This is a genomic window from Roseimaritima multifibrata, from assembly GCF_007741495.1.
GTDB classification, from domain to species: domain Bacteria; phylum Planctomycetota; class Planctomycetia; order Pirellulales; family Pirellulaceae; genus Roseimaritima; species Roseimaritima multifibrata.
This window is the reverse complement of sequence record NZ_CP036262.1, coordinates 3,693,967-3,708,131: the sequence shown is the minus strand read 5'-3', so window position 1 is coordinate 3,708,131 and position 14,165 is coordinate 3,693,967. Positions and strand designations below refer to the sequence as shown.

The following is a 14,165-nucleotide window of genomic DNA, read 5'->3' as shown; positions in this document are numbered from 1 at the left end:
TAGCAGCGTCTCTCCGAGACGCGAAGCTGTTACGTAGCAGCGTCTCTCCGAGACGCGAAGTTGTTACGTAGCAGCGTCTCTCCGAGACGCGAAGCTGTTACGTAGCAGCGTCTCTCCGAGACGCGAAGTTTATTCGCAACGTATTCCACGCTCTGGCGACAATCAGCACGTGTTTGCCTTCACCTATTGATTGTCGCCTTTGCTCTGCGACGTTTCGCTTATGGCAATTCCAGGATGCGAATGTTGCGGAACAGGAGGTTGTTGGGTTGGCCGTGGTCCTGCAACCCGATGTACCCTTCCATTGGACGGTCTTTCATCGGGCCTTCGTCTAACTGCAAATCGATCGTCTTTTCACCGTTCATTTCGACCGTTAAGTGATTGCCGATACAGGTGATCACTGCCCGATTCCATTCGTGCGGCGGGCGGGACATGTTCTTTGTTGGGCCCTGAGTCTTAATCACTCCACCATGATCGTGGTGCGTCAGTGGCTCTTCTTTCCCGGTCGAATCAAGGATCTGAAGTTCAATTCCTTTTTCAACAGGATCCGAACGGTCCCCGGTGCGGAAATAGATACCGCTGTTACCACCTGGCGGATACGCGTATTCCAGGTCTAGAACAAAGTCCTTGTAGGTTTTTTCGGACCACAGGTAGTCGGCATATCGAGTCCAGCCCATTTCTCCATCACGAGGCTGAATCAACAACGATCCATCTTCTTGAGGGAGCCAATTTCCTGTTGTGGTCCAGCCTTCCAAATCCTTGCCGTTGTAAAGCGTTTGGAATTCGGAAAGGTCGCGGATCTTTAGATTGCGCCAACGGACTTCATACGGTCCTTTGTCGGCGGGAATGCCGTGAACTTGCAGGCCGATAAAACCTTCGCGGTGCGTTTTGAACTTATCCATGTCGACAAGGTCAGAGATTGGCGTCCCATTGATCCACGTCTGAATCCGAGGGCCAAAAGCAACGATGCGGTAGGAATTCCATTCGCCGTCTTGGAAATGCGTGTGTGATTTGCGATCGGCATCCGGCGTCATCCAGCCGCCAGCCGATTCGCCATAAACATACCCAGCCATCCCATCCAAAGAGATCTCGACCTGCGGACCGTTGACGCGACCATCCGGAGTGTCTCCCTTGGTTTGGGAACGGATTTGAACACCGGAATTTAAAGCGGTATCGACCTTCACATCAAAGGTCATTTCGAAATCACCGTAGGGTTTGTCGGTGCACAAAAACGAATTAGGGCTGCCGGTATTCGTTTTCCCAACGATCGAATCTCCTTCGACGCGGTAGGTCGCCGTCCCGTTTTTCTGGCTCCAGCCGTCTAGGTCTTTGCCATTGAAGAGTGAAACAAACCCTCCATCTTCGGCGGAGGAGACTGCGGTGCTGATCGCAGCTATAAGTGCGATATTGAACGCCATTCTTATCATAGGGTCAGACTCTAACGGGTAGGAGAGAAAACAAGTCGGTTGGATAGAGGAGATTTCACGATCGCAATTGTTGTGTGAGAACTGCACCAATTGGCGTGGTGCCCCATTTTGATTTTGGTTTTAAAAGGCGAATGCCAGCCCCACTCTGAAGAGGAAGAGTATAGATGCTGCCGAAGGTCGCATCAAATTTTGCCTGGCGTCTGCAAGACAAACCGCGGTGGTGCGAGGCTTGACCGACTCCTCTGCCGTTCAGGCTTCCACACGACGATGTTTGCCCAAATGTGCCGCCGCACTTGAGCCGGATCGCTGGGATTGATACCCTTTTGCTGCACCGCGTCCAGGTTTTTCGCTGCAGGATGCCCCCACGATGAATGAGCACTTGATGGCGATTCCTGGTACCACCGTCCGCATTGTCGCCCGCAGAAATGGTGTGGGCTTGGATCGCGACGTTGATCTACTGCGAACGGTGTTGCCCCCCGAATCCGAAGTAGAACATCACTCGGTCCGCTCCTGGCTTCCCATTCGCGAGCGATTTCTGCGATTTGGAAGTCAAACGCCGCCGAAAAAATCACTGGACATCCTTGTTGAACGAGTCCCTTGGGCTTGGTCACATGGTTTGGGGACAAAGGTCCTGGTGCCAAATCAGGAGCGATTTCCGGAGCGACATTTGAGTCGGCTGAAGCAGATCGATGCGGTCCTTTGCAAATCAAGGCACGCGGAGAACATCTTTCAGAAGCATGCAAAACGAGCAATCTACATCGGCTTCACCTCCGTCGATCGTCTCCTGCCCGATTGCAAACCTGATTACGGGAAATTCCTCCATCTGGCCGGTCGCAGCACTCTAAAAGGGACCGAGATGCTGCTGCAATTGTGGGGCAATCATCCAGAATGGCCCTCCCTGACTTTGATCCAGCATCCAGATAACGCGCCAAGTTCCGTGCCCGCCAACGTTCACCTGATCGTCGACTACCTGGAGGATTCCGTCCTCCAGCAGATCCAAAATCAACATGGGATTCATCTCTGTCCCTCGCTCTCCGAAGGTTGGGGCCACTACATCGTTGAAGGCATGTCTTGTCGATCCGTCGTCGTTACGACCGACGGACCTCCCATGAATGAATTGGTCGACAGTTCACGTGGGTTTGTGGTCCCTTGGCACGAATCCGAACCACGGCACCTAGGTACAAATTTCAAAGTATCTCCGCAAGCGATGGAGCAGACGATTGAAACGATCCTGGCCTCTTCAACCCAAGATCTGCAACAATTGGGTGACAATGCTCGAGAGTGGTTCCAGCAAAACCAGATTGGGTTTCAAGACCGGGCACGGGATGCCTTTGAACTCCTGCTGGCCGAGTAGCTTGGCGTCGTAAAAAAATCGGGAAGTTCCACCGCCAAACGCGACGTCAAATGGGGCCCCTCGAGCTGTACGCTTTGAAGCTGCGCTGACGTGCATTTTAGCCTGAGCATCTTTCAATGTTGCCTTTCGCTCCGCCAAAGAACGCCCGCCCAAACACAACTTTCGCGAGGGAATCACCGTTTGGCGAAGGTAGCTACGGCAATACGTCCCCAACAGACCGCACGTCCCGGCGCGCGCGGTCAGCCCCGGACGATTTTCGTATCACCGATACAAGAATCCCCAAGGACCGATTCAACTCATTAAGATAGTCCCTCAAGACTTCGCTTAGTTGTTTCTAATGGCGTCCCCTTTTCGTCCTTTGTGTTTGGTGGAACTTATGTTGCGGACTTCGGTTTTCGGATGTTTATTGGCGGTTGTGTTTGGCGGTCTTCTGCAATCCCAACTGAATGGTGCAGATCGGCCCAACGTGCTAATCATCTATACGGATGACCAAGGGACGTTGGACGCCAACTGCTACGGTTCCGACGATCTGATCACTCCGAATTTCGATCGGTTGGCCGAAACGGGCGTCCGGTTTACTCAAATGTATTCGCCGTCAGCCATCTGTTCGGCCTCACGAGCCGGATTGTTGACAGGCCGCTTTCCGGCTCGAGCCGGTGTGCCGAGCAATGTCTCTTCGACCAAAGGAGTCGCGGGGATGCCGACCGAAGAAGTCACCATGGCTGAGCTGTTTCAGCAGAATGGTTACCGCACCGGGCACGTTGGCAAATGGCACCTCGGGTTCACCGAACCGACGATGCCAAACGCCCAGGGATTTTTGTCATCATTTGGGCACATGGGCGGCTGCATCGATAACTACTCGCATTTCTTCTACTGGCAGGGGCCCAATCGCCATGACCTATGGCGCGATGGGACGGAAATTTGGCAGGATGGCGAGTACTTCGGCGATTCCATGGTCAACGAATGTCAGCGGTTGATCACCGACTGGAAAGAGGAACCGTTTTTCATCTACTGGGCGATCAACTGGCCACATTATCCGCTGCAGGGCGCCGCAAAATGGCGAAAAGAGTACACCGATTTGCCTCATCCACGACGAGAGTACGCCGCTTTTGTGAGTTCGCTGGATGAACGCATTGGGTTGGTCGTCGATCATCTTGAACGGCTGGGACTGCGCGATAATACGATCATCGTCTTGCAATCCGACCATGGGCATTCGGTCGAAGAGCGGACACACTTCGGCGGAGGCAACCCAGGCCCTTACCGCGGCGCAAAGGGCTGCTTGTTCGAGGGTGGCATTCGAGTTCCTTCGATCGTGTCGTGGCCAAAGCGAATTCCGAAAGGCGAAGTGCGTGAGCAAATGGCTGTCGGTTGCGACTGGTTCCCAACGCTGGCCGAGTATGCCGGAATCGACAAACCCGACCATCGGCTGGACGGCAAAAGTCTCGTTAAGGTGATCGCAGACGAATCCAATCCAACGCCGCATGACTCTCTGTATTGGCAACTGGGAAAAGGAAAGAACGCCCAGTGGGTAATTCGCAAAGGCCCGTGGAAACTGCTGGGGAACCCCAATGACCGACGAGAGCCCAAATCAATCACGCCTGCCGACAAACTGTTTCTGGCAAATCTAAACGAAGACAAAACCGAATCCGCCAACCTAGCAACCAAGTACCCAGAAGTCGTCACGGAACTGGTCAACCTTCAGCAAGAATACTTCGCCGAAATCGACGACTAAAGAGCTGCGATTGATGATGGGCAAATCGGGAATGTTTCGGGGCTCTTCACTCTTCTTCTAAGGGAGAGTGAAGTGAGTCTAGAAAGTATCCGGCAGACTAGTACGTCAAGACTGCCTCAAAACGAAAAACCTTAACCAGAGGTGTCCGTCCGTTTTAGAGTAGCGTTAGAGAGCAGATCGGCGGCTCTTTTTGTGTCGACCCTCCGGGCCTTTTCGACCGCATTTAGTCTCATTCCGGGGGCTTCACCCCCGGCAAAGATTGTGTCGACCCTCCGGGCCTGGTTTTGCGGTGGCAGATGGCTCGCATTCTTGAAAGACTAGGAGGGAGGGCACAACCTCAACAGCTCCTGCCCTCCGGAGCTTGGTGATGGGGCTGGCGTTGCTTTGTTGGGGCGAGCTGGAAATCGGAACTCTGGCCGGTCGCTTCTTCGTTGCAAGTGACTCGGCTTTGCGTGCTGTGAACGCATTGCTCCTTGGCAAGTTCTCTGCTGCTCACATGGCGTGACGATCGTTGGACACGTGGGTTGCCAGTGCCGGAAGATGTTTATTCTTTTGGCCAGTCGGGAAGATCGAACTTCTTGACGGTGTTGGTTGTATGTTCCAGATAGTGAATTTCCATTTGAACGAACAACGCTCGCAGCGAGGGCCAACTACTGCCTGGAGCTTTGCTGTCTACATCCATCCCGTCCAATAGGTACGAGAAACGTCTGCAGTAGTCTCCGACTCGCTGGATCTGACGGGCTTCTTCGGCTCCGTCCCAGTCGGGATGTGCGGCTCGATAATCGGGCGGCATCTGTTTCGGATTTAGGTCGATCACGGGAATCATCGGATCGGCGGCATGGTAGATCTGTGAAAAGAAGAGCAGCTGCCGCCCCATCATGTGCTCGGTGTTCCACCTTGGTGTATGCGTCCCGTTGGAAGGTCGGAAATTCATCTGGTCCACAGACAATTTTGAGAATACGGATTGCGATTCCTTGGCGGACGTTTCCATCGCTTGAAATAGTTTCTCCAGCTCTGCCGACGGTTCCCAGTCCTGCTCGGTTAAAACAACTCGCTGAATTTGACTTTCGTCAGGAGCCTCTTTGGACGTGATGGCAAAGGTATTGTGGTTTCGATGGGACGTCGAAGATCCGGGCACGTTTGCTAGAGAGACCTTTTTTGCATCGTCGCTGTTGGACGCTGAAACCAAAACAAACCGAGGGACTAGGACGCTAAGCGTTTTGTTCAAGTCTTCTGCCGGAGGTTGTTCGTTGTCGACTCTGAGGACCACCACATCAAGGTTTGGGTACTGCTGGGGTGTCAATTTGGCGACCGCCCGAGGTACTCCGATCAAAATCTGCAACCCGTCCACTCGGACGATCATCGCTGGATCGGCTGTTGTGCCGATGCTTCGGACCAGGATCCCTTTACGCCCGTCCGTATCTTTAGGGACCGACCATGTCGCGGCCGGTTCATTGGCTTGGCGACTGAGCAGATGTTGCCCCGTTTCGCTCAGAAGAATCGTCTTATCAAAATCGGTTCCACTCTTTTCCGAAGGAGAATCCTGCTGGACGATTTGGAGCTTTAATCCGCTCATCGTTTCGATTGCGGTCGCTCCGTTTGGCAACGTCCGAATGGCTACAGGAGCGCCCTCTTTTGCATCGGCTGTGGAGGGCGACAACAGAGCGTAGAGAAGCAAGGCAGCAAATACGTTTCGTAACATTTCGGAGTCACTTTTGGAGTTGCAGGTTCGAGAGACGGAGGAACGGAACGTCCGAACCGCAAATGGGCACGACCAGACCGCTGGACGGAGGTTCAGAAGGATTTCTAGCAGCGGAGGGTCCGTTGGTTTGAACGCTCGCACTCGTCGATCCGAACTGCTTTCTATAACGCCGAATCTCGGAAACGTCCGCCGTTTCCAAATTGGTCGCTCAGCGTAACCACGCCATTGGTGACCTGAACGCCAACCGCGGGATCTTCGGACAGCAAAACGGCTCCATCCAAATCGGCGTAATCAAGCAATGGTAGCAACTGTGCGGCTCCCGAAATCCCGATCGAACTTTCGATCATGCAGCCGACCATGGTCTTCATTTCTAGCTGCTTGGCTTGCTGAAGCATTCGGACGGCGGGCGTGATCCCCCCGCACTTACACAATTTTACATTGACGCCGTGGAATCGGTTGTGGCAGGCAGCAACATCGGCTTCGACCTGGCAGCTTTCGTCGGCAACAATTGGTAATACCGATTCTTCATAAATCTGTCGAAGGTCTGCGTCGGTCGCCGTCGCAGGCAACGGTTGTTCAATGAATTCAACGCCAAGTTCTCGAAGCGCTTTCGAATTTTCGATCGTTTCCTCGACCGACCATCCGCAATTCGCGTCGACTCGGAAACGCGAATTGGTCACCTCTCGCAATTGTTTGACGATGTCGACGTCGTGCGACGTTCCCAGTTTGATCTTGTAAATGCTCCAGTCCGGCTGTTCTGCAAGCTTGGCTCGCATCGTTTCGATCGAATCGATCCCGATGGTATAGCTTGATTCGGGAATGTCTTGCCACTGAAGCCCAAGCATATCGAAGGTATGGCGGTGAGCCTGTTTTCCGCACAAATCATGAACGGCCAGATCGATCGCGGAAAGGGCAAACATGTCATCCGGAATCACTTCGAACAACTGGTCCCACAGTTCCTCAGGAGGACCAAATTGGTAGCCGGACAGCAGGCTACGGCATTTCTCGATCGATTCGGTCATCGATTCGAAGGTGCGTCCGTAGTAACTGTTTTCAGTGGTTTCTCCGAATCCGGTAAAACCATCTAGTTCCAATTCAACGACAAGCGAATTCTGTGCAGTGATCGCTCCACGCGCAATTCGAAATTCGTGTTGGAGCGGTAGCGAAAGGCGATGCAAACGGATAATCATGGACGCAGTTGCGATTGAAGTTGAAGGATTGCTTGAACAAGCGTTTCGGGGCCGTCACGATAAACGTCGCAGACAGGTAAGCCAAACTCTTTTTCCATTGCCGCCCGCTCTTGTTCCGCGGCTTCCGCACTAACGGTGCGGCTGTTCATTGCAATTCCAATGACCGGGCAAGGATGCCGAAGGGAGGCGATTGCCTGATAGATCGAAATGAGCTGAGCGGCGGGCAACAGTGGTATGTGATCGGTCCCTTTGACCATTTCACGACCGACCTCGTAGCAATAGATCAGTCCGTGAGGGTCGCAGCCATGAAGCAACCCTAAGGTCACCGCGGAAAAGCTAGGATGCGCGATACTCCCCTGCCCTTCCACGAGAAGGATGTCGTGGTCGCTGTTGCGTTTCACCAGATCCTCCGCCGCCCCGTTCACGAAGTCGGCGACTACGCAATCGATCGGAACACCTTCACCGGAGATCATGATCCCTGTTTGACCGGTGGCTAAGAATTGGGCATCGACGCCGTGGTCGACCAGCCCACGACAGATTTCCAAGGTGGTCACCATCTTGCCTACCGTGCAGTCCTGACCGACGGCGTGGATTCGCAAAGGCCCCGTGTCGTAGGGGAGCCCCGTAGCGGTTTCCTTGTATTGATTCTTTCGCACGTCAAACAACCGAGACCCGTTCTTGGCGGCTCGAGCGACGAATTCCGGATCGTTGGTCAGAAATTCATGCAGCCCCGAAACGATGTCGATACCGCGATCGATTGCAGCAAGAATAAGAGGCCGCCATGCAACGGGCAATTTGCCGCCGGGAGGTGCGATGCCGATGTAAAGGGCGTCGGGCAACAGTCCCTCCAACGTGGCGACGATAGGAATATCCCCACCGGTTCCAAATAAATCCTGCGACGTTTTGCCGGCGTTCTCTTGATCGAGAACGGCAACCACATCGGCACTGCGATAACGCAGCATGCTGATCGCGGTTTTCGCAAGGAACGGAGTCGAATAGCCGTCGGTTATTAGAACGATTTGGTGGTGTGGCGGCAACGCTGCATCACCGCTTGAGCTCTCAGTTGATTCCGTCATGTTCCTGCAATTCCTGTTCACCAGCGTCTAAAAAAAGACGTCGGATCGTCCGCGGAAATATCGACGCGAAACGGATTCGGAACAACCTGTATGCACTACAGATCGCGCCAACTCTCCGGGTCGCAGCCTTCGTTGCGGGACATCCTAACGATTGTGGACGCACAGTGAAAGAAGATCGGATCCGCGCTACGCGTTCGGACGTTTACAGAAATTTTCGAACTGCTGCATGGAATCACAGTGGACGGTGAACTTCATCTTTTGGCGGATTTCTTTGGTCAATGCCATCCCCCCAACGACAATCGTCACGTTCTCAGCAAAAGGGGCGATATGGCGTTCATAACCGGCCAGAAAATGGTCCGGGTCTGTGATATGAGTGCAACTAAGCCAAAAGAGTTTCGGCTGCTGATCTCTTAACGCGGCCGCAAGCGTTTCGAAGGGAAGGTTGTCCCCCAACGAATTCGCGTTCCACCCGTTGCTGCGAAGGACCAGTTCCGCCATCGCCGTTCCCAAGCTGTATCCGTCGCTGGTCGCGGTCCCCCCGATCGCCAAGGGTGCATCTGGCAGCGCTGGCGGCAACATTAAACGAAGCTGATGGAGGATACGCAGCAGAATTTCACAGCCACGACGCTCTTGATAGATTTCTGTTTTCCCTTCCTCCCATTGGATTCCAATCTGTCGCATGGCCGCCGCAAAGACATCATCACAGAGGACCGCAACGCTGTGGTCCGCTAGATAAAGGTCGCGGGCGATCTGTTGGCACCGAGATTCGTCTCCTGCGACCAACGCGGCTGCCATTTGGTCACAAGCCCGCTCCACGACTCGCTCGGTCCGACCGCTCGTTGCCGGCAGCCCTAACGCCTCAGGGTTTACCAGCTGATGGCGTCCACCCCGCAGAAATTCCGTCAAGACGGCCCGCGATATCCTGCGATGACCGCCGGCGGTGTGCTGAGCCGTCAGCACGCCACGGTCGCACCAGCGTTTTATTGACGATTCGCTCACATCCAATGCTCTGGCCACCTGCTTGGGGGTGAGTAGATCTCGCATTGAAGGTCCTTTTTGAACGCTACGGATGAATTTTCTGTCAGAACGAAGGCTGGCAGAGCTTCTACTTTACTCGTTTTACAACCCACTGGATGGGGCACCGACAGCATTTATTGCCAATCGACGTTCGCAAAGGGTCCGCATATTCGCTTGTTTTCGCTTGGGAAACGCATGGTTTTGCCGCTCAGAAGCGACCTGGACCAGCTTTCCTCTGACGGCCCAAGGGGAATACGAAAAAAATCGCAGCGTAGCCATCCAAAAAGAAGTGAACGTTTTGGACGAATTAGGGGTTGAAGTGACAGGGCTGGTCGATAAGATTGCAAGTGAACGTTTTGAACGAATTTTACTTCGAGGGATTTGAAATGGTTGCCGCTGCCAGCAATACAGACATTGGTGAATTCTCGCAGGTTTCCGAGTTCCCACGCCTACGCTCCGAACGTAGGACGAGTTGGACACCCATCGAGATTCAATACATCGACAGTCCTGATTTCCAAGAGGCAACCGACGAGGCTGTGAACGACAAGAAAATCGTCGACTTGGTCCTTGGATCCGGGACGTCGGAAAATTCCGGTCCCGTCGATCTTCCCCGCCATCTGCAGCGGATGTGCGAGTCCACATTGCTGACCCCCGAACAGGAAGCGGCCCTGTTCCGAGAAATGAACCGCTTGAAGTGGCAGGCCGCCAGCCTCCAGGAAAGCTGCGTCGGCATTGCCCCAGACCGGAAAACGATCAAAAAGATCCATGCGTTGCTGGACCGAGCGATGAAGATTCGCGATCACATTACTCAATCGAACATTCGCTTGGTGATCTCGATTGTTAAGAAGTATGTGACGCCGCAGCTAACCTTTGACGAAATGCTTAGCGATGGTGTGTTGACCCTGATGCAGGCCGTGGAGAAATTTGATTACAGCCGGGGCTATCGATTTAGCACGTACGCTTACCGGTCGATCGTCCATGGAATTTTTCGCGCGACCAGTGTCGTCCGCGATGATCGACTTCGCTTTACCGAAGACGCCGATCGGCTTGCCGACATTGCTCCGGAAGACCCATCGCGATCGTCGATGAGCAACCAGCTTTGGGAGCAGCTTCGAGGCTTAACGGCAACGATGCTGGATCGTCTGGACCGCCGCGAACGTTTAATCGTGCGGAGCCGCTATGCGTTGGGAAGTCATCGCAAAGTAAGGACGCTTCAATCGCTGGCCGACCGGTTGGGGATTTCTAAAGAGCGAGTCCGCCAACTGGAGAAAAGAGCCGTCAGCAAACTGAATGGAATGGCGTCGGAATTCAAACTGGAAGAGGCACTTTCGGGCGGAAGCGGAACGGTTTCCTGCATGTAGCCCCAACCGCTACGCCTTGGCGGTACGGATTTGGAGCCTCTCGCTTCGCGGAAGCGGCTCCTGAAGGACGTTCTTTCGCAGAGCGAAAGACGACAATCCCTAAGTCGCAGGCCTCTTTTAGAAGGGAAAATCAGACGGCGTACGGCAGTCTTTACTGGAGTCACTACGCCTGAGCGAATGGTTTGATCGCGTTCCAGTCCAGTTCGTGTGGCATCACCTTCTTTTGAATGGAAACAGCGGCGGCGAGTCCGGCGGCTTCTCCCATCGGGACCGAGTTTCCTGTGACGCGGTAGCTTGAGTGGGCGATGAAATCTCCGCTGATGCAGCGACCGGCGAGCAACAATCCATCCACATCCGCGGCGATCAATGCGGGGTAGGGAATATCGTAGGGCCGCATGCCTCCTTTTTTGTAATCACGATCGACTTCTTTGTTCCCTTCGGTGTTCAACGCATGGACATCAATCGCGAATTTGGCTCGGCAGACCGCTTGTTCATGCCGCAATCCTTTGGACAAATCGTCCGCGGTGATCTGATATCGACCTCGGATGCGTCGCCCTTCACGGACTCCGATCTGTTCTGCCGTCGCGACCACGGCAAGGTTCGACCAAGGTCCGCCCACTTTGCGAAGTCCGTTGACGATGGCGTGGATTTCATGGCGAGCCTGAATCGTCGCTTCGCTAATGGCATCGGCATCGAATGCTGAAACGCCGTACTCGTGATTGGTCATCAGCGAAAAGATATTGCTGTGCAAATGGCGAAGCGTCGGCCCGCGGTAGGTGGGGGAGATCCCATTCTCTTCCATTAACTGGAGCAACAGCGGTTTCGCTTTTCGGCTGGTTTCGCGAATAAATGGGCGTACTTCTTCTGGATCAATGCCGGTAAGCAACGCCAACATCGACATCGGTTGACATTCGCAGTCCGCACCGACGCCCAGATCAAATTGACAACCTGCATGGGCTGCTAGATCTCCATCACCACTGCAATCGACAAATCGATCGGCTAACCAAGCTTCACGCCCCGATTTTGATTCGGTCAGGACCGCGACGACTTTTCGTTTGTCGTCGGTAACAACACCAACCAAACGGGTATGCAGCCGAATTTTGACTCCCGCTTCAATGCATAATTCTTCCAGCACCCACTTAGCGATTTCCGGATCATAAACGGTCCCGTCGGTCGATTTTGCGACATCGCTTCCACGTTCGGCAAACTTTTGCAAAAGCTCCGCCATGATCCCGGATTTATTCTCGGCATCCAGAATTTTGGTAAGCAGGCCCGCGGTCCAGACGCCTCCCAGGCAACCTGCCACTTCGATCAATTGGACGCTAGCGCCAGCGCGAGCTGCAGCCAACGCCGCACCAATCCCCGCGGGGCCACCTCCGCAAACCAACACATCCGATTGACCGCTGACCGGGATGCTGCGTTGACTTTCAACAAGGCTCTTCTGGTCCGCGGAAAGTTGACCGGCTGAACGCAGTACATCGCCGCTGACCGGATTATGGATTCGGTTCGCTGCTGCGTCCGCCGCCACCGAAGTATCCGGGGATGTCAACGCTGCGGAAACCACCAATCCACCGGTTGTAGCCTGCAAAAAACGACGACGCGAAGGGAACATGGCAAGCCTGAGACGAGAAGGAAGGAATTGGGGGGGACGCTGTGGTCCCTCAGTATACCTTCTGAACTGCCGCAGAATAAACAGCTCTCCCGCCACGACGCCGGCACGATCAGGCACCTGTCCCGACCCCGGTCTGGTTTTGCCGGACCAAGATCACCGCGACGCCCTATTGCGGATGCGATCGAACTATTAGCGTTTGGCCGGAACCAGTCGCATTCCGATGCCATGCCACAGTATTTCCATATCGGATCGATCCCAGACTTCCAGCCCAATCGATGGGTCTCCGACGATGAACCGATCGTTTCCGTCACGCCCCAGCACAACCACCGAGTGTCCCATCCCCGGGATCCATCCCCACTGCTCTGCGTAGCGACGGTCCTCGGTCCCAAAGGGAAGCTGCACGCCGATCAGGACAGGCCACTTGTCCGCGGCGATCAAGCCCTCTAAATCGGTGGTAAGGATCGCGACATCTTTACCATTTTCGTTCGCAACCAGTTTGACGCCGCGATACAGGCCAAGCGTCGGGGTACCGCTGGAATCGGTCAGGCAAAGCGGAATCAATTCCGCTTCGGAAGACTTGATTTCTTCAGCGTTCAAGAAAGTCGCTGCGGCGGCAGGGCTGCAGGTCGCCCAAGACGTTTGCAACGCGACACCGTCTCGCCATTGATCGTCTCCGGCCGGAGGCGGACGCAAGGCGATTGAAAGGAGCGGCCAAATGATGGAAGCGGCCGACGCGACCGCCAGCATGCCAGCCATGATGCCGCGGCGCCAAACCGGCGTGTCAGGTAAACGCCAAGCCCAACCGGCTCCGCACGCGGCAAACAGGGCGGCCAGATTGGTGTAGATGATCGCCGCCGATGCCGGCACCCAGCGTGCCCAGAACAACTGTCCCGACGCGTACAGCATAAAGTAAACCATCGCAAAGACCGACAGCGCCAACCAGAGCATGGTCGTCTGGCCGCGTTTCTTATAGGCAAAGCGTCCGGTGAGAAAACCGCAAATCAAAGATATCCCACTCATGACGACTATCGCCGTCCAAAGGTCCTGTCCCATCGTTTACTTTATCAAACGGGTTACGTAAGCCAAAAGTAGCCTGCGATCGCTAGGCAAACGACCGCCATAATTGCCATGTAGCTTAACGCGACCAATAGAAAAGGCGATCCCGGTGCCTTTTCGTCCAATAGCTCTTCATCGTCGGCGGCTCTATTTTGGCGTCGATCCGACTGGTGTAGTGGCTGGCTCATCGAATTCCTCACGATTTAAGGACAGCGGCACTCGATAGCGAATGGTTTGCAAAAGCGTTCATCGCTTGAATGCCGCATCGGTTGCGGATGGAGTTAGCGAGGAAACAGTATTAGCAAACGGTGCGCCAGTTCTGGGTAACAAGGCGTGAAAGGTGGTCGTGCGGTATCAAGGGTCTCTCTTCTTCGTACGAAGCTAGCCCGATGTCGGCGACCTTCTTAGCGGAACGGCGCGAGCCGTCCGGCCACTGCCCTGGAAACCCTGCGTATTGGCCGGAGGGCTCGCGCCCTGCCGCTAAGAAAACTGACCGCAAGCCGTCCGGCTGCTGCCTTGGAATCACGTTGCGTACTGGCCGGAGGGCTCGCGCCCTGCCGCTAAGAAAACTGATCGCAAGCCGTCCGTCTGCTGCCCTGGAAACCTCGCGTACTGGCCGGAGGGCTCGCGCCCTGCCGCTA

General features: G+C 54.7%; 12 protein-coding genes. 4 read left to right on the top strand and 8 right to left on the bottom strand.

Annotated features, from left to right (window positions below; genetic code table 11):
* Window positions 1–218: 218 nt before the first annotated feature.
* Complete coding sequence (locus tag FF011L_RS26315; protein ID WP_218932606.1) at window positions 219–1,415, bottom strand: 3-keto-disaccharide hydrolase; 1,197 nt, start codon at window positions 1,413–1,415, stop codon at window positions 219–221.
* Window positions 1,416–1,791: 376 nt separating this feature from the next.
* Between FF011L_RS26315 and FF011L_RS13405 the strand changes: the two genes are divergently transcribed.
* Together FF011L_RS13405 and FF011L_RS13400 are read left to right on the top strand one after the other, a co-directional pair.
* A complete protein-coding gene (locus FF011L_RS13405) occupies window positions 1,792–2,778 on the top strand; it encodes a glycosyltransferase (RefSeq protein WP_145352137.1) in 987 nt (328 codons plus the stop codon).
* 376 nt (window positions 2,779–3,154) lie between these two features.
* Complete coding sequence (locus FF011L_RS13400) at window positions 3,155–4,510, top strand: sulfatase-like hydrolase/transferase (protein ID WP_218932605.1); 1,356 nt, start codon at window positions 3,155–3,157, stop codon at window positions 4,508–4,510.
* A gap of 544 nt (window positions 4,511–5,054) precedes the next feature.
* Here FF011L_RS13400 and FF011L_RS13395 read toward each other — a convergent pair.
* The 4 genes from FF011L_RS13395 to FF011L_RS13380 all read right to left on the bottom strand — a co-directional run bounded on the left by FF011L_RS13395 (window position 5,055) and on the right by FF011L_RS13380 (window position 9,522).
* Entirely contained in the window at window positions 5,055–6,212 is a 1,158-nt protein-coding gene (locus FF011L_RS13395) for a DinB family protein (RefSeq protein WP_246109395.1), read from the bottom strand.
* Between the two features lie 161 nt (window positions 6,213–6,373).
* Complete coding sequence (locus FF011L_RS13390; RefSeq protein WP_145352136.1) at window positions 6,374–7,402, bottom strand: dipeptide epimerase; 1,029 nt, start codon at window positions 7,400–7,402, stop codon at window positions 6,374–6,376.
* Window positions 7,399–8,478 (bottom strand): DUF1611 domain-containing protein, encoded by a 1,080-nt coding sequence (locus tag FF011L_RS13385; RefSeq protein WP_145352135.1) that lies wholly within the window; start codon window positions 8,476–8,478, stop codon window positions 7,399–7,401. Before FF011L_RS13385 ends, FF011L_RS13390 begins: the two co-directional genes overlap by 4 nt.
* Before the next feature lie 186 nt (window positions 8,479–8,664).
* On the bottom strand, window positions 8,665–9,522 hold the full coding sequence (locus tag FF011L_RS13380; protein ID WP_145352134.1) for a helix-turn-helix domain-containing protein: 858 nt from the start codon (window positions 9,520–9,522) through the stop codon (window positions 8,665–8,667).
* Between the two features lie 25 nt (window positions 9,523–9,547).
* Between FF011L_RS13380 and FF011L_RS13375 the strand changes: the two genes are divergently transcribed.
* Window positions 9,548–9,880, top strand: a complete 333-nt coding sequence (locus FF011L_RS13375) for a hypothetical protein (RefSeq protein WP_145352133.1) — start codon at window positions 9,548–9,550, stop codon at window positions 9,878–9,880.
* A complete protein-coding gene (locus tag FF011L_RS13370; protein ID WP_218932604.1) occupies window positions 9,843–10,856 on the top strand; it encodes a sigma-70 family RNA polymerase sigma factor in 1,014 nt (337 codons plus the stop codon). Before FF011L_RS13375 ends, FF011L_RS13370 begins: the two co-directional genes overlap by 38 nt.
* 163 nt (window positions 10,857–11,019) lie before the next feature.
* Here the strand turns inward: FF011L_RS13370 and FF011L_RS13365 are convergent, their stop codons facing one another.
* The 3 genes from FF011L_RS13365 to FF011L_RS26310 form a co-directional block, all read right to left on the bottom strand.
* Complete coding sequence (locus tag FF011L_RS13365) at window positions 11,020–12,468, bottom strand: FAD-dependent oxidoreductase (protein ID WP_145352131.1); 1,449 nt, start codon at window positions 12,466–12,468, stop codon at window positions 11,020–11,022.
* 189 nt (window positions 12,469–12,657) lie between these two features.
* Window positions 12,658–13,488: a cysteine peptidase family C39 domain-containing protein gene (locus tag FF011L_RS13360; protein WP_315851690.1), complete on the bottom strand. Its 831-nt coding sequence runs from the start codon at window positions 13,486–13,488 to the stop codon at window positions 12,658–12,660.
* A gap of 53 nt (window positions 13,489–13,541) precedes the next feature.
* Complete coding sequence (locus FF011L_RS26310) at window positions 13,542–13,712, bottom strand: hypothetical protein (protein ID WP_218932603.1); 171 nt, start codon at window positions 13,710–13,712, stop codon at window positions 13,542–13,544.
* Between the last annotated feature and the right edge of the window lie 453 nt (window positions 13,713–14,165).